Raw genomic sequence first — 16,807 nt, forward strand, 5'->3', positions numbered from 1 at the left:
TCATGGACCTGACATCCATTCAAGACCCGTCATTTTTAAAGAAAATGTCGGTGACCGAGATCGAAGCGCTTGGCGCAGACATCAGACGGTTCTTGATTGAAAAATTGGCAGAAACGGGAGGGCATCTCGGGCCGAACCTCGGCGTTGTCGAGTTGACGCTTGCCTTGCACCGTGTATTTGACAGCCCGAAAGATCAACTCGTATGGGACGTGGGGCATCAAGCCTATGTCCACAAAATTTTAACGGGACGGACGAACCAGTTCGACACGCTTCGCCAGTATAATGGCTTATGTGGGTTTCCGAAGCGCTGTGAGAGCGAGCACGATGTATGGGAGACGGGGCACAGTTCGACCTCGTTGTCGGCGGCAATGGGGATTGCCATCGCCAACGAGCTAAAAGGGCGAGCGAATGATCGCGCCATCGCTATCATCGGAGACGGTGCTCTCACGGGCGGAATGGCGCTCGAAGCACTCAATCACATCGGGGCCGAGAAACAAAACGTCATCGTCATTTTAAATGACAATGAAATGTCAATCGCACCAAACGTCGGGGCGATGCATAATATGCTCGGCCGGATGCGGGCGTCACGTAAACTGAAGCATGCCCGCGAGGAAGTCGAAGCGCTCATCAAGCACATCCCGATTGTCGGAAGTTCGCTCGAACGCAGTGGCGAACGAGTCAAGTATATGTTGAAGTCGGCACTCATACCGGGTACGTTCTTCGAAGAACTTGGCTTCACTTACTTCGGACCGACGGACGGTCACGATTTGAAAGATTTGCTTGAGACACTCGAGTATGCGAAAAAAATTGATGGACCGGTACTCGTCCATGTCATCACGAAAAAAGGCAAAGGCTATCGCCCGGCCGAACTAGACGGCATCGGGACGTGGCACGGTCTCGGACCGTACAAGATTGAATCTGGTGAAGTCATTAAAGGGAAAGTCAAAGGACCGAGTTATTCAAAAGTCGTTGCCGAAACGATCACGAAAGTCGCGGAGACGGATGAGCGTGTGACGTTGATCACGCCAGCGATGAGCGTCGGTTCGAAACTGGACTGTTTCAACAAGCAATTCCCGGAACGCATGTTTGACGTCGGCATCGCCGAGCAACATGCGGTCACGCTCGCCGGAGGTCAAGCGACACAAGGTCTCAAACCGGTCGTTTCAATCTATTCGACGTTCTTCCAGCGCGCCTATGATCAGCTCGTGCACGATATTTGCCGCCAAAACTTGAACGTCGTCTTCACGATTGACCGGTCGGGCCTTGTCGGCGCCGACGGAGAGACGCACCAAGGCGTGTTCGATATCGCCTTCATGCGCCATGTGCCAAACATTCGGATTTTGATGGCGAAAGATGAGGAAGAATTGCAACATCTCGTCTACACGGCGTTAAAATACGATGATGGACCGATCGCTGTGCGGTTCCCGCGTGGAGAAGGCATCGGTACCCCGATGAGTGAGACGTTGCGTGAACTTCCGCTCGATGAGTGGGAAGTCGTGGCTGACGGGACGGACGTGGCCATCTTGACGTTCGGGCCGCAAGTGCAAGATGCGCTAGAAGTGAGAACGCTCCTCGAAGGACAACGGAGCGTACGGGTCATCAACTGCCGTACGATCAAACCGCTCGACGATGCGATGCTTACCGCGCTCTATGAGGAAGGAATCCCGCTCGTCACGCTCGAAGAGGCCGTTCTTGCCGGAGGGTTCGGAAGCAGTGTGCTCGAGCATGCGAGTGATGCGAGACAGTTCCCGCGCGTCCTTCGTCTAGGGATTCCGGACCGTTATATTGAACATGGCGCGGTCAATCAACTGCTAGAAGAGATCGGGCTCAGACCGTCTCAAATTGCGGAATCGGTAGAGCAGTTCATTCAAATGACAAATCGACAGAATGTGTGAGGAATTATGGAAAAACGAAATAAAACAAGATTAGATGTATTGCTCGTCGATCGCGGATTAGCGGAGACGAGAGAGAAAGCGAAACGGGCCGTCATGGCCGGAATCGTATACAGCGGGACGGAGCGGCTCGATAAAGCCGGCGATAAAGTGTTTGACGACATCCCGCTCGAAGTCAAAGGGCAGACGATGCCTTACGTCGGCCGTGGCGGGCTAAAGCTTGAAAAAGCACTCCAAGTGTTCCCGCTCGACGTCTCCGGGTGTATCGGGATCGATATCGGCTCGTCGACGGGTGGTTTTACCGACTGTGCCCTTCAAAACGGGGCGACGCAAATGTATGCGGTCGACGTCGGTTACAATCAGTTGGCTTGGAAGCTTCGGAGCGACGAACGTGTCGTCGTCATGGAACGGATGAACTTTCGGCACGCAACGAACGAGCAGTTCCCGATTCAACCCGACTTTGCGACGATTGACGTCTCGTTCATCTCGCTTCGGCTGATGATTCCGCCGTTAAAACAAATTTTAAAACCGGACGGTGTCGTCATGGCGCTCATCAAGCCTCAATTTGAGGCCGGTAAAGCGGATGTCGGAAAAAAAGGCGTCGTTCGGGACCGGTCGATTCATGAACGCGTCGTCAATGAGATGGTCCGCTACTTCGCATCTGAAGGGTTCTGGGTCGAAGGGCTCGACTTCTCGCCGATCACTGGCGGTGACGGCAATATCGAATTCTTGCTGTTCGCCCGTTACACGGGGATCGGTGGGGTCGAACCAGCTCTCGACGTGTCAGCGGTCATCGACAAGGCACATACTCAACTGAAGAAAACCGTATGAACAGCTGCAGACGATTTGTCTGCAGCTGTTTTTAAAGGTGGTTGCTCACCATATCTTTCCTTTTCAACCTTGGAATGGTAGACCTTTTTTCGTCAATACTTTAGAATGATACTGTATATGTGAAACGAAAAATGAGGTGTCAGGGCGTATGAACAAAGGACAACGATTGATTAAAATTCGAGAAATCGTTACGAATCGTGAAATTGAGACCCAAGATGAACTCGTGGACGAACTCCATCGGTCTGGTTACCCAGTGACGCAGGCGACAGTGTCGCGTGACATTAAAGAACTTCATCTCGTCAAGGTGCCGCTCAACGACGGCCGCTATAAGTATAGTCTGCCGGCCGACCAGCGCTTCAACCCGTATGGCAAGATGAAACGGATACTCGGAGACAGCTTCGTCTCAGTCGACTCGGCCCAAAACTTGGTCGTCATGAAAGTGTTGCCCGGTAATGCGGACGCGATCGGCGTCTTGATTGACCACTTGTCATGGGATGAATTGATCGGGACAGTGTGCGGGGATGATACGATCTTGATGATTGCACGGGATGAGGACCAGGCGAAGCAGATCATCGAACGACTACTCGGAATGTTATGAGGTGAATTATCAGATGTTAGCAGAACTATCGATCAAACAATTTGCGATCATCGATGAATTGAACGTCACGTTCAAGCGCGGGATGACCGTATTGACCGGAGAGACCGGGGCGGGAAAATCAATTCTCTTGGATGCGATCGGACTGCTCGTCGGAGGACGAGGTTCGAGTGAATTCGTGCGTTACGGTCAAGATAAAGCGGAAATCGAAGGGCTGTTCGTAGTCGAACCCGATCACTTGATCATCGAGGCGGCGACGCAGTACGGAATCGAGATCGAGGAAGGGACCGTCATTTTGCGCCGTGATTTACATAGTAGCGGTAAGAGTGTGTGTCGTGTCAACGGCAAAATGATGCCGCTGTCGACGTTGCGTGAGTTGGGACGTCTCTTGGTCGATATTCATGGACAACACGAGCACCAACATTTGATGGATGCCGAGCATCATCTCGGCATATTGGACAGTTTCGGCGAAACGGATCTGGCCCCGTTGTTAGCGCGTTATCACGAGACGTACACCGATTGGAAACGTGTCGCTGATGAACTGAAACGACTCAGTCAGAGCGAGCAGGAATTGGCCCAACGAATGGACTTATTATCGTTTCAAACGAATGAAATCGACGCGGCCGAGCTCAAAGTCGGGGAAGAGCAGGCGTTGACTGAAGAACGGAACGAACTTGCAAACTTTGAACGGATTCATCAGCACGTCCGCTTGTCCTACGACGCCGTTGCGGACGAGGGGAAAGGGATTGATCAAATCGGCATCGCGATGCGGGAGATGGAAGAAGGTTCGGCGCTCACGGCATCACTTGCGCCGATGGCCGAGATGATCTCGAACGCATACTTCCTGCTTGAAGACGCCAAGTTCCAATTGCGCGACCAACTCGATTCGCTTGAATTTGATCCGATCCGGCTCGATGAGATTGAAACGCGCCTCGCGTTGTTCCAACAATTGAAACGGAAATACGGGGCGACGATTGACGACGTCATCACGTACGGAGAAAAAATCACAGAAGAGTTAAAAACGATGACAAATCGGGAAGAACATCTTCAAGAAATAACAGATCGTCTCGACAGGCTCGAACATTTGATGCGTTCGGCCGGCCTCGAGTTGTCGGCAGCAAGGAAACGAGCAGCCGGCGAGCTTGAGAAGGCAATTCAGCGTGAGTTGAAAGAGCTCTATATGGAGAAGACGAAGTTTGAGGTCCGATTCAAAGAAGTGTCGTGCAAGGCGGACGGGCTCGATCAAGTCGAATTCTATATGATGACGAACGTCGGAGAGCCGTTCAAGCCGCTAGCGAAAGTCGCCTCAGGCGGAGAGCTGTCACGGGTCATGCTCGCGTTAAAATCGATTTTCTCAAGGACGGTCGGTGTCGCGTCAATTATCTTTGACGAAGTCGATACGGGTGTCTCGGGACGGGTTGCCCAAGCGATGGGGGAGAAGATTTTCCGCTTGTCGGTCGGTTCACAAGTGCTTTGTATCACGCATTTGGCCCAAGTGGCCGCCATGGCGGATCATCACTTGTATATTACAAAGACCGAGACGGACGAACGGACGAAGACAAACGTCGCCGCGCTTAGCCATGAGGACCGCATCGATGAACTCGGAAGAATGATTGCCGGTGCGCAAATGACCGATTTGACGAAACAGCATGTGGAGGAGCTGCTTGATATGTCCCTCCAATTAAAACGGAAGTTTATCGAAGGAGTGTCTTAATTGATTACATTATGCATTGCGGACGACAATCGTGAAATCGTCGACTTGTTGACTCGACAACTTGAGTCCGAGTCCGACTTGAAAGTCGTAGGGACCGCTTTCGACGGCGAAGCATGCTTAGACGTCGTCAAGACACACCAGCCGGATGTGCTACTGCTAGATATCATCATGCCGCATCTTGACGGGATCGGTGTGCTAGAACGGCTTCAAGTAGACTTTCCAAACACGAAGCCGGAAGTGATCATGCTCAGCGCTTTCGGGAAAGATGAAGTCACGAAACAAGCCGTTCAACTGGGTGCTTCTTATTTCTTGGTCAAACCGTTCAACATTCAACAACTGATCTCTAAAATCCGCGAGCTGGCTGCGGGTTCAAGCCGCGAGTTCGAGCCGATGTCGCCAGAAGAACTCGATATCTCGCTCTTGTTGCAACAGCTCGGCATCTCGCCGCGGATTAAAGGATTTAAGTATATCCGCCAAGCGGTCGTCTATGTGAGGGAGCGGCAAGAACTTTTAGGGTTGATCACAAAGGAATTGTATCCGATGATCGCCAAAGAACATGAGACGACGTCGTCTCGGGTCGAGCGGGCGATGCGTCACGCGATTAAGACGGCTTGGGAAAACGGGATGCGGGATCACGAGATGTTTGACGGTCGTCCAGAGCGAGAGCGCAGCCCGAAAAACTCAGAATTTATTTCGTATTTCGTAACGTACCAATCGTTCAAACAACAGTGAAGGAGTCAGGGGAATCCCCTGATTTCTTTTCTTTTTTATGGGCTCTGTTAAAGGTTAATGTTGTTTTTACTATATGACGGTTTGTCAAATTAAGCGGAAGGCCTCGTGTGCGGTCTTCCAGCCCAGGCACTTCCGTGGGCGGCCGTTGATCTTGGCGAGCGCGTCTACGATCTCTCCCTGGCCGACCGTCGCGAAGTCCGATCCTTTCGGGAAGAACTCGCGCAGGAGGCCGTTGGAGTTCTCGTTGCTGCCGCGCTGCCACGACGAGTACGGGTCGGCGAAATACAGCGGCACGCCTAGCGACGCCCGGACGCGCTCGTGACAGCTGAACTCCTTGCCCCGGTCCGTCGTCGCCGTCTTGAACGAGCCCCCAGGGAAGGCACCGTGGACCGTGTGGATCGCCTCCTCCATCGAGGCCGCGCTGCGGTCCGCGATCGGCAGGGCGAGATAGAAGCGGGTCTTGCGCTCGACGAACGTCGCGACGCAGGCCTTCGACTTCCCACGTCCGGAGACGACCGTGTCGAGCTCCCAGTGCCCGAACGTCTCGCGTGTGCGCACCTCGCGCGGCCGGTCCGAGATGGTCAGCCCGACGTTGATGCGCCCGCGTGTCTCCACGGGTTTTCGGCGCTTGCTCTTCTGGCGGAGCGCGGTTGCCGGCACGTCGATCCGTCCTGAATAGATCCAGCGATAGATGGTCGAGAAGGCGATCTTCCCGTCAAAAAGGCGTCCCGTGATCTGTTCTGGGGACCAGGTCGCACGCAGTTTCTCGATGATCGTCAGACGCATCATGTCGTCGAGTTTCGTCTTGGCGCCGCAGTTGGCTTTCGCCTTCACGTAGCGTCTCTGTGCACGTTCGGCCTCGTAGCCAGGATTGCGTCTGATCTCCCGCGAGACGGTCGAGGGCTGTCGCCCGAGCCGTCTCGCGATGGACCGGATGGACATCCCGAGCTCCAGATAGGTCTCTATTTTCACGCGTTCGGGTGTGGTAAGATGGGTGTAGCTCATAGCGATTCCTCCGTCTGAATGTGTGTTGTGGTGACTTCATTCTACACGAGGCCGTCGCTATGGGCTTTTTTGTGTTCACTTTGGGGTGTTGCACTTAATTTTATAATTCATCATATAAAAAAGGACTTCCGATCAATATAGAAGTCCCTTTGGTTGTTTCTATTGTCCTTATCAATTCACTCTTTTGTTGAGATTCTATATACCATCCTTTTTTTCTTATTGGGAAATAAAAAGGAAACCAAAATCAAAATAATACCTATCGCAAAACCTGTCAAGGGTATAGCATTAAGTGTGCTTAAAGATAAGTTCTGAGCTAAACCTGATATCTCCAACACTAGTCTTATAACTTGACCTAGTATTACTATCGCAAATGCAATCCATTGAATAATAGTTCGTTTACTGTTATCTTTACGTTTCATATGTCACAACCTTCCAATAAAGAAATATAATTATTTCGTGAATTTAGATAACCCAAGTGTATCATAGGCTTCCTTATTTGGAATAAAATTCCCTTTTATTATGAAGTCATTCATCGTGACTTCCTTTCGTTGGTGATGAATACTTTCTAGTAATTGAAACCAAGCAAGGTAATTGTTCAAATACTTGGTCGCAACGCCATTAAACCGTTGTATCCACCCTTTTAGCCTACGGTGGTAATTATTGACGTTTTGTATGTGATAAAGCCCCTTCGTACGAACCTTTCCATCAGATTTGAATTGGTAAATAGCCATCCCTTTTTTAGCAGCATATGTTTTAAAAGCACGCCAAGAATCCGTGCATAATACGTTCTTAAAAGAAAGCGCTTGCATTTTTGATGATTCTTGTTATAATAAAGGTGTACCAAGTTACTTGGACGAGCGTCAGATGAACGCTTTCTAACATGTTCCGGAACAGGTTAGAGCAAGAAATCATCTCGGCTCGCTATCCGTTAATAGCTCAGAGGTGCGAACGACATCTCAAATCGTTATTGTTCCGACGAGAGGTCGCGACATTCGCTCATTTGCGAGACGATTCCGACATCGGTTCGAAGCTAGGGACCCATGTCAGGGTAAAACGAATCGTTCAGTTGACCAAAAGGAGTGTTGTCAATCGTTGAACATCTCATGGCAAGCGTTCGACTTCACAATGGATGGTTGGACATGACCCGATGAATATTTGTTAGTAACTCGAATGAGTACGTTTCCGTTCACGCAAGACGGCAGTTACTAATTTCTTTCAAACTTCTTCATTAAGAAGACCATTGGATCTCATGTCAAAGCAGTATAGCAAGTCTGAAAGGAGATCATCCGTAGTGATCACAATTCAATATGAATAAAAAGGTTCCGCACTTGAAATGAAGTCAAGTTAGGGAACCTTTTTTTTGTGTGTTCAAGAATCTATTCGTGGGACTTTTCCTGTCTTCTTGTCGCGATTAAAGATATACCCTGCAACGAAACCGATACCGCCCATTGCCAGTAACAGACCGAACGTTCCTTGCAACATCGATGCTGCAGCAACCGACTCGATCCATGTGAATGGGGCACTCGTTTTTAAAAAGAAGCTGTCACGTAAAAGCTTGATGCCGTAAACGCCGAATAGGCCTGGGATGATTAGGATCAGAAGCGCGATCACACGCATAGTATCTCCTCCTTTTCCACTCATTATTTTAACAGAAAACGAGAGCGGAGACACTGCCTTTTTCGAAGAGTTGCGAAAAGGAAGGCGGTTGAGTAGCATGAATATAGATTAGGAAAATGGGGGATTTTAAAAATGAATAAACGATTGTTGATTGTCGGAGCGGGGAAAGGCGGGACCGAGGTGCTCAAGATGCTCCTTGATTCCCCACTCGTCACCGTCGCTGCCGTCATCGACTCGGACATAGCGGCAGAGGGATTGAAGCTTGCACGGAGTTGGGGCATCCAGACTTCGAACGATTGGCGCGCGTGTGCCGACAAAAAAGTCGACTTTGTGATCGAGACGACCGGACAGAGCGAGACGTTCGTTGAACTGAAGGACCATTTTTCGGAGGCGGTCGTGCTGCCAGGCGAGTTTATCCGGATCGTCGTCGAGCGGCTGAAGCAGAACCAACAGATGCTCGAAGCGATCATCGACTGTACGAGCGAGGCGATCTCGGTCGCCGACCATAACGGGAATACGATTTTAATCAATCCGTCCTATACCCGCTTGACCGGATTTAAAAAAGAAGATGTCGTTGATAAACCGGCGACGGCCGACATTGGAATGCAGGAGAGCGTGCACTTGAAAGTTTTATCGACCGGTCAAGGCGTACGTGATATTCGGATGCAGATCGGGGCGACGCGCCGAGACATCCTCGTCAACGCCGAACCGATTGTGGTCGAAGGGAAGCTGCGCGGTTCCGTCGGTGTCATTCGCGACGTGTCCCAAATTCGGGCGTTGCGTGATGAGTTGAAGGAAGCGAAGACGCGGATTCGCAACTTGGAGGCGAAATATCAATTTACAGATATCATTGCGACGAGCGAAGCGATGCGCTTCGTCATCGAACAAGCCCGCCTAGCGGCACTCACGCCGGTCACCGTGCTCATACGCGGCGAGTCCGGCACCGGCAAAGAACTGTTCGCCCACGCCATCCACGGCGAATCGCCGCGGAAGTTTAAAAAGTTTGTCCGGGTCAATTGTGCAGCCATCTCGCCGACGCTGTTAGAGAGCGAACTGTTCGGGTATGAGGATGGTGCGTTCAGCGGGGCAAGGCGCGGCGGGAAAGTTGGCTATTTCGAGGAGGCGGACGGCGGATCTTTGTTTTTAGACGAGATTGGCGAACTCCCGGTCGACGTTCAAGTCAAGCTGCTCCGTGTCCTCCAAGAACATGAAGTCGTTCGAGTCGGGGGCACGAACGCGATCCCGGTCGATGTCCGGATCATCGCGGCGACGAACGCGAACTTAGAACAGAAAGTGGCGGACGGGACGTTTCGTGAGGATTTATATTATCGGATCAACCGGATGCCAATCCACATCCCGCCGCTCCGTGACCGGCTTGAAGAGATCGAGCCGCTTTGCGAGCGGATCATCCGTAAACTGAATCAAGAGTACGGTCGACTCGTCCACGGGGTCGATCAAGCTGCGATTGAACTATTAAAGAGTCAATACTGGAAAGGGAACGTCCGTGAGCTTGAGAATGTGATTGGCCGGGCGATGATTTATATGGCAAGTTCTGAGCAATGGATCGCTCCCCATCACCTTCAACTATCGACACGGACCGTCACGGCGCGATCAGTCGAAGCCGTATCGCTTCAAGACGCCGTCGCTCGCTATGAACGAGATTTGATCGACCGGGCGATCGCTGAAGCGGACGGGAACAAATCAGAAGCAGCGCGGCGGTTACACATCTCGATCCGGACGCTGTATAATAAACTTGAACGTCTGCAGTAATATGCATGCATAATTTTGCTTACTATGTAATATATTGCAGGGTGGCCCTTTGTTTAAAGCGCTTTCAAAAATGGAAACAAACTTGCATAATATAAAGTGTAGACAGGTTAGGGGGGACAACGATGAACTTTGACAGGATGCTCGAACGGGCAAAACGGTTAGATGGATGCACCGTGTCGATTGCCGGGGCGGCCGACGTGGAAGTGATCCGCGCCGTCAAGCTTGCGACCGACCATGGATTGTCACGATTTATCCTATTCGGTGACGCCCGGGAGATTAAACGCTTGTGTGATGAACATGACATTGCCGAGTCGACGATCGATATTTTGCACGTCAAGGGAGAAGTCGATATCGCCAAACGAGCGACACTTGCGGTTCGCAACGGCGAGGCTGATGTTCTCATGAAAGGAATGGTGTCGACCTCGGTCTTCATGAAGGCGGTGCTCAGCCGGGAGTCGGGACTCAGGACGAGCCGGACGCTAAGCCACGTCGCCTTGTTCCAAATTCCAAATCGGGAGCGGTTGATCGGTGTGACCGACGCGGCGATCCATATCGCTCCGACGCTCGAAGAAAAAGTCGATATCATTCATAACGCGGTCGGCGCGATGCGAGACATCGGTTACGAGTTGCCGCGTGTCGCTGCAATCGCGGCAGTTGAAGTGGTCAATCCGCAAATGACCGCGACGATGGACGCCGCACTCCTTGCCCAGATGAACCGGCGTGGTCAAATCAAGGGTTGCGTCGTCGACGGACCGCTCGCACTCGACAACGCCGTCGACATGATTGCCGCCAAACAAAAAGGAATCGCTAGTGAAGTGGCCGGACAAGCCGACTTATTGCTCGTTCCATACATAGAGGTCGGCAACGTCCTTTATAAATCGATCATGTACTTCGCCGGGGCCAGCGTCGCGGCGATCGTCGTCGGGGCCAGTGCCCCCGTCGTCTTGACAAGCCGGGCCGATACGGCCGAGGCGAAACTTTATTCGCTCGCGTTCGCCCTATTGCACGCTAAAAAATAACTGATGACTCAGGAGGAATAAAAAATGATGGAAACAAACATGGAACCACGCTTTCGAATTTTTGACGTATTGCAGGCTGAAGACTATGAGCAGATCGTATTTTGCCAAGATCAAGCATCAGGCTTGAAAGCGATCATCGCGATTCATGATACGACGCTCGGACCAGCCCTCGGCGGACTGCGGATGTGGAATTATACATCAGAAGAAGAGGCGCTTACAGACGTGCTACGTCTCGCCAAAGGGATGACGTACAAGAATGCGGCGGCGGGACTCAACCTCGGCGGCGGGAAAGCCGTCATCATCGGGAACGCGAAGACGGACAAATCGGAAGCATTGTTCCGTGCCTTTGGCCGCTACGTCCAGTCGCTCAGCGGCCGCTACATCACGGCTGAAGACGTCAACACGACCGTCGCCGATATGGACTTCATCCATATGGAGACCGACTACGTGACGGGCGTCAGCCCAGCGTTCGGCTCGAGCGGCAACCCGTCTCCTGTTACTGCGTACGGTGTCTATCGCGGCATGAAGGCGGCCGCGAAGTGGAAGTTCGGTTCCGACTCGCTCGCCGGCAAGACGGTCGCCGTCCAAGGTGTCGGGAACGTCGCCTATAATTTGTGCCGCCACTTGCATGAGGAAGGCGCGCATCTGATCGTCACGGACATTAACGAAGACGCACTCAAACGTGCCGAGACGGACTTTGGGGCGACAGTCGTCAAACCGGATGAGATTTATGCGGTCGAGTGTGACATCTTCGCGCCATGTGCGCTCGGTGCGGTCATCAACGATGCGACGATCCCGCAACTGAAAGCTCAAATCGTGGCCGGTGCGGCCAACAACCAACTCGCTGAAGACCGTCACGGCGACGTGTTAGAGGAGCGAGGCATCTTGTACGCACCAGACTTCGTCATCAATGCCGGCGGTGTCATCAACGTGGCCGATGAGCTCGAAGGGTACAACCGCGAGCGGGCCATGAAGAAAGTCGACTTGATTTATGACAACATGCAGCGTGTGTTCGAAATCGCTGAACGGGACGGGGTGCCGACTCACGTCGCGGCAGAGAAGATGGCCGAAGAGCGCATCGAGATGATGTCGCGTTCGCGCAGCCAGTTCTTGAAAGTCGAAAAGAGCCTGTTAGGTGGGCGCTAACATGACGAGACAACTCGTTCTAGCGATCAACCCGGGATCGACGTCAACGAAAGTCGGTTTATTTGAGGGCTCAGACGAAATTTTGTCGAAAACGGTCCGCCACGGAGAAGATGTCACAGGATTGTCACTCCCGGAACAATTGCCTCACCGGGAGCGAGAAGTACGGGACTTGTTAATTGAATCAGGCATCGCCGGCGAATCGTTGTCGGCGATCGTCGGTCGCGGCGGACTGCTCGCCCCAATGACTTCGGGGACATATGTTGTCAATGAACTCATGCGCGAAGATCTCACGAGCGGGCGCTACGGCGTGCACGCATCCAACTTGGGCGGCTTGATCGCCCATAAGCTCGGTGAATTATTTCAAGTACCGAATTTTATCGTCGACCCGGTAGTCGTCGACGAGATGCATGACCTCGCTCGAGCGACGGGCATGCCAGAAATCAATCGACGGAGCATCTTCCACGCCTTGAATCAAAAAGCCGTGGGCAAGCGCTTTGCCGCAGAAAATGGAAGCGATTACAATGAGCTCAACTTGATTATCGCGCATCTCGGGGGCGGCATCACGGTCGGGGCGCACGCGTCCGGGAACGTCATCGATGTGAACAATGGACTCGACGGGGACGGTCCGCTCGCACCGGAACGAGCCGGCTCGATTCCTGTTGGACAGGTAGTAGAACTATGTTATAGTACCAGGTATAATAAAAACGATATGAAACAGAAAATCGTCGGTCGTGGTGGACTGTATGCGCACCTCGGAACGGTCGACGCCATCGAAATCGAAGACCGGATGACGGCAGGTGACGATAAGGCCGCACTTCTCTATGAGACGATGGCGTACCGAGTCGCCCAAGAGATCTCCAAGCACGGGGCCACGCTGTCCGGGAACGTCGATGCCATCATCTTGACGGGCGGGATCGCCTACTCGGATTGGCTGACCGGGAAGATCAAAGACCGGGTCGGCTACTTGGCACCCGTCCACGTCTATCCGGGTGAGGATGAATTGAAGGCGCTCACGGAAGGGGCCCTTCGGATCATCCGGCAGGAAGAAGCTGTAAAAGCATATGAGGGGGATACACATGGCACGAGAATTTGATGTCATCGTCATCGGCGGCGGACCTGGTGGTTACGTCGCCGCGATCAAAGCGGCGCAGGCCGGTAAGCACGTCGCGATCGTCGAGGCGGAAAAACTAGGCGGGACATGTCTACATAAAGGTTGCATCCCGACAAAAGCGCTCTTGAAGGCAGCGCACGTCTATCAAACGGCGAAACATGGCGAAACGTATGGCGTAGAAGTCGGGACGGTCACGTTCAACATGGGACGGGCACAAACGTTCAAACGAGAGCTCGTCTCCGGCCTTGAGAAAGGCATCGAGCACTTGATGAAGCAAGGGAAAATCGAAGTGTTCCGCGGCAAAGCCTCGATCTTGGGACCGAGCATCTTCTCGCCCCAACCGGGAACGGTCGCGGTCGAGGATGAAACCGGCGAGTCGGAGCTGTTGTTGCCGAACCAGTTGATCATCGCGACGGGATCGATCCCCCGGGAGCTCCCAGGGTTGCCGTTCGATCATGAGCGCATCCTCAATTCAGACGACTTGCTTCGGTTCGAGCAGTTGCCGACGTCCATCGCCATCATCGGAGGCGGCGTCATCGGCGTCGAATGGGCGTCGATGCTGATCGACCTCGATGTCGACGTGACGCTGATCGAGGTCGGCGAACGTCTGTTACCGCTCGAAGACAAGGCCGTCTCGCGAGAAGTCGAGCGACTGCTCAAGAAGCGCGGCGTGCGTGTGAAGAAAAATGTGACGGTCGACCCGGAACGGACGACCGTGTCAGCGGACGATGTCGCGCTCGCGGTCGGTGACGAACAACTTACGGTCGACTGTGTGCTCGTCTCGATCGGTCGGATCGCGAATACGGAAGACCTCGGGCTGCAGAACACGTCGATCATCGTCGAGAACGGCGTCATTCAAGTCGACTCGCAATATCGGACGAAAGAACGTCACATCTTTGCGATCGGTGACTGCATCGGTAAACTCCAGCTCGCCCACGTCGCGTCAGCTGAAGGTGTCAAAGCGGTCGAAGCGATTCTCGGTCAAGAACCGACACCGCTCGACTACAACGTCATCCCGCGCTGTGTGTACGGTGTACCCGAAGTCGCATCGGTCGGATTGACCGAAGAGGCGGCAAAAGCAGCGGGACACGTTGTCAAGACGGGGACGTACCGTTTCAACGGTCTCGGAAAAGCCCGGATCGAAGGACAAGCCGACGGATTCGTCAAGCTGATCTCAGACTCGGACACTGACGACCTGCTCGGAGTCCACATCGTCGGACCGAAAGCGACAGAACTGATCACGGAAGGCGGGCTCGCCCTCGTCTTGAACGCGACGGCTTGGGAGATGGGTCAGCTCGTCCACCCGCACCCGGCACTGAGCGAAGCATTCCAAGAAGCGGCGCTCGCCGTGGACGGGTTACCGATTCACGCCTAAGGAGGAAACAGGAAATGGAACAAATGACTGTGAATTCATATGAAGAGCTCGGCTTGTCGAAACAAGACCTCACCGCGATGTTTGAGACGATGGTCCGGGCCCGTAAAATCGATGAACGGATGTGGAAATTGAACCGAGCCGGGAAAATCCCGTTCGTCGTCTCGTGTCAAGGACAAGAAGCGGCCCAAGTCGGGGCGGCGTTCGCCCTCGAGAAAGGGACCGACTACATCCTCCCATACTACCGGGACGTCGCCGTCGTCTTGCATTTCGGTCAGACGGCGCGTGACTTGATGTTGTCGGCGTTCGCCAAAGCGGAAGACCCGAACTCGGGCGGCCGGCAAATGCCAGGTCACTTCGGCTCGAAACAACTTCGCATCGTGACGGGGTCGTCTCCGGTGACGACGCAAGTGCCGCACGCGGTCGGGGTCGCACTCGCGGCCAAACTGAAAAAAGAAGAGCTCGTCACGTTCGTATCGTTCGGTGAAGGCTCGTCGAACCAAGGGGACTTCCACGAAGGGGCAAACTTTGCCGGCGTGCATAAACTTCCGGTCATTTTGTTCTGTGAGAACAACAAGTACGCGATTTCGGTACCGCTGTCGAAGCAACTCGCCTGCGAGCGCGTCTCGGATCGGGCGAAAGGATACGGGATGCCAGGAGTGACGGTCGACGGGACAGACCCGATCGCCGTCTACGTCGCCGTGAAAGAGGCGCGCGCCCGTGCACTCCGCGGAGAAGGTCCGACGTTGATCGAGGCGGAAGTCGAACGGCTCGTGCCGCACTCGTCGGATGACGATGACAAGGCGTACCGCTCGTCAGAAGAACTCGCCGAACTGAAAAACCGCGACGGGATTCAGTTGTTCCGGAAGCGATTGCTCGAAGATGGCGTCGCAACCGAGGCCGAACTCACAGACATCGAGACGAAAGTCGACGTCGAAGTGAACGAAGCGACGACATACGCCGACAAGGCGCCTTACGCGTCACCGGAATCGACGATGGACCACGTGTACGAGGGGGATAACTGATGAAAACGTTTATTGAAGCGATCAACGAAGCAATCCATGAAGAGATGGAGCGCGATGAGAACGTGTTCGTGCTCGGTGAGGACGTCGGCGTCCGCGGTGGTGTCTTCCGGGCGACGCAAGGCTTGATTGAAAAGTATGGTGAGGACCGTGTCATCGATGCTCCGCTCGCTGAAAGTGCAATCGCAGGCGTCGGGATCGGTGCGGCCATGTATGGGATGCGGCCGATCGCCGAGATGCAGTTCGCCGACTTCATCATGCCGGCCGTCAACCAAATCGTTTCCGAGGCGGCGAAAATCCGTTATCGCTCGAACAATGACTGGACGTGTCCGATGGTCATCCGGGCGCCGTTCGGGGGCGGGATCCATGGCGCGCTCTATCATTCACAGTCGGTTGAGGGCATGTTCAACTCGACGCCTGGTTTGAAAGTCGTCATCCCGTCCGACCCGGTCGACGCCAAAGGACTGCTCAAGGCGGCGATCCGTTCGAACGATCCTGTCCTCTTCTTTGAGCATAAACGGGCGTACCGCTTGTTAAAGGCGGACTTACCGACTGACGACTATACGGTCGAGATCGGCAAGGCCGCCGTCAAACGCGAAGGCGACGACGTGACGATCATCACGTACGGCCTCTGTGTCCATATGGCCCAAGAAGCCGCGAAGACGCTCGAGGCGGAAGGGATCAGCACGCATATTTTGGATTTACGTACGGTCTATCCGCTCGATCAAGACGCGATCGTCGAAGCCGTCAAGAAGACGGGTAAAGTCCTGCTCGTGACCGAAGACAACAAAGAAGGCAGCATCATCGGGGAAGTTGCAGCCATCATCGCCGAGAAAGCGCTGTTTGAACTCGATGCGCCGATCGAACGCTTGGCAGGGCCGGACGTGCCGGCGATGCCGTACGCGCCACCGATGGAGAAGTATTTCATCGTATCCCCTGAAAAAATTGCGGAGCGGGCCCGTCAGCTCGCTGCGTTTTAAG

At 53.6% G+C, this 16,807-nt stretch carries 15 protein-coding genes and 1 pseudogene; 12 read left to right on the plus strand and 4 right to left on the minus strand.

Annotated features, from left to right (window positions below; translation table 11 throughout):
• Positions 1 to 2: 2 nt before the first annotated feature.
• The 5 genes from dxs to spo0A all read left to right on the plus strand — a co-directional run bounded on the left by dxs (position 3) and on the right by spo0A (position 5,764).
• On the plus strand, positions 3 to 1,895 hold the full coding sequence (gene dxs / locus KNP77_RS12105; RefSeq protein ID WP_070327906.1) for a 1-deoxy-D-xylulose-5-phosphate synthase: 1,893 nt from the start codon (positions 3 to 5) through the stop codon (positions 1,893 to 1,895).
• 6 nt (positions 1,896 to 1,901) lie between these two features.
• Complete coding sequence (locus KNP77_RS12110) at positions 1,902 to 2,723, plus strand: TlyA family RNA methyltransferase (RefSeq protein WP_214891007.1); 822 nt, start codon at positions 1,902 to 1,904, stop codon at positions 2,721 to 2,723.
• A 148-nt stretch (positions 2,724 to 2,871) separates the two neighbouring features.
• On the plus strand, positions 2,872 to 3,321 hold the full coding sequence (ahrC, locus tag KNP77_RS12115) for a transcriptional regulator AhrC/ArgR (protein WP_016510386.1): 450 nt from the start codon (positions 2,872 to 2,874) through the stop codon (positions 3,319 to 3,321).
• Between the two features lie 13 nt (positions 3,322 to 3,334).
• Positions 3,335 to 5,032, plus strand: coding sequence for a DNA repair protein RecN (recN, locus tag KNP77_RS12120; protein ID WP_070327062.1), 1,698 nt, complete (start codon positions 3,335 to 3,337; stop codon positions 5,030 to 5,032).
• Positions 5,033 to 5,764: a sporulation transcription factor Spo0A gene (spo0A, locus tag KNP77_RS12125; protein WP_016510942.1), complete on the plus strand. Its 732-nt coding sequence runs from the start codon at positions 5,033 to 5,035 to the stop codon at positions 5,762 to 5,764.
• A gap of 84 nt (positions 5,765 to 5,848) precedes the next feature.
• Here spo0A and KNP77_RS12130 read toward each other — a convergent pair whose 3' ends face one another.
• From KNP77_RS12130 to KNP77_RS12145, 4 genes and pseudogenes are all read right to left on the minus strand, one after another.
• Entirely contained in the window at positions 5,849 to 6,769 is a 921-nt protein-coding gene (locus KNP77_RS12130; RefSeq protein ID WP_214891009.1) for an IS30 family transposase, read from the minus strand.
• Between the two features lie 176 nt (positions 6,770 to 6,945).
• A complete protein-coding gene (locus KNP77_RS12135; RefSeq protein ID WP_214891011.1) occupies positions 6,946 to 7,188 on the minus strand; it encodes a hypothetical protein in 243 nt (80 codons plus the stop codon).
• Between the two features lie 30 nt (positions 7,189 to 7,218).
• Positions 7,219 to 7,569, minus strand: a pseudogene (locus KNP77_RS12140) (IS1595 family transposase); the annotation flags it as partial.
• 568 nt (positions 7,570 to 8,137) lie between these two features.
• A complete protein-coding gene (locus KNP77_RS12145; protein WP_016510497.1) occupies positions 8,138 to 8,386 on the minus strand; it encodes a DUF2627 domain-containing protein in 249 nt (82 codons plus the stop codon).
• A gap of 132 nt (positions 8,387 to 8,518) precedes the next feature.
• Between KNP77_RS12145 and KNP77_RS12150 the strand changes: the two genes are divergently transcribed.
• From KNP77_RS12150 to KNP77_RS12180, 7 genes are all read left to right on the plus strand, one after another.
• Positions 8,519 to 10,156, plus strand: a complete 1,638-nt coding sequence (locus KNP77_RS12150) for a sigma 54-interacting transcriptional regulator (protein WP_214891014.1) — start codon at positions 8,519 to 8,521, stop codon at positions 10,154 to 10,156.
• A 122-nt stretch (positions 10,157 to 10,278) separates the two neighbouring features.
• Entirely contained in the window at positions 10,279 to 11,175 is an 897-nt protein-coding gene (yqiS, locus tag KNP77_RS12155) for a phosphate butyryltransferase (RefSeq protein WP_131463722.1), read from the plus strand.
• Between the two features lie 24 nt (positions 11,176 to 11,199).
• Positions 11,200 to 12,321 carry a Glu/Leu/Phe/Val family dehydrogenase gene (locus tag KNP77_RS12160; RefSeq protein WP_131463720.1) on the plus strand — a complete coding sequence of 374 codons (1,122 nt, stop codon included), beginning with the start codon at positions 11,200 to 11,202 and terminating at the stop codon, positions 12,319 to 12,321.
• Position 12,322: 1 nt separating this feature from the next.
• Positions 12,323 to 13,414: a butyrate kinase gene (gene buk, locus KNP77_RS12165; protein WP_131490370.1), complete on the plus strand. Its 1,092-nt coding sequence runs from the start codon at positions 12,323 to 12,325 to the stop codon at positions 13,412 to 13,414.
• Positions 13,398 to 14,807, plus strand: a complete 1,410-nt coding sequence (lpdA, locus tag KNP77_RS12170; protein ID WP_131463716.1) for a dihydrolipoyl dehydrogenase — start codon at positions 13,398 to 13,400, stop codon at positions 14,805 to 14,807. The genes buk and lpdA overlap by 17 nt, the downstream gene beginning before the upstream one ends.
• A gap of 23 nt (positions 14,808 to 14,830) precedes the next feature.
• The gene (locus KNP77_RS12175; protein ID WP_131464898.1) at positions 14,831 to 15,829 is read left to right on the plus strand and encodes a thiamine pyrophosphate-dependent dehydrogenase E1 component subunit alpha; all 999 of its coding nucleotides are present in this window, start codon (positions 14,831 to 14,833) and stop codon (positions 15,827 to 15,829) included.
• Positions 15,829 to 16,806, plus strand: a complete 978-nt coding sequence (locus KNP77_RS12180; RefSeq protein WP_070327068.1) for an alpha-ketoacid dehydrogenase subunit beta — start codon at positions 15,829 to 15,831, stop codon at positions 16,804 to 16,806. The genes KNP77_RS12175 and KNP77_RS12180 overlap by 1 nt, the downstream gene beginning before the upstream one ends.
• Position 16,807: the final 1 nt, after the last annotated feature.

The organism is Exiguobacterium sp. s142 (assembly GCF_018618455.1).
In the GTDB taxonomy this organism is placed as follows: domain Bacteria; phylum Bacillota; class Bacilli; order Exiguobacteriales; family Exiguobacteriaceae; genus Exiguobacterium; species Exiguobacterium aurantiacum_A.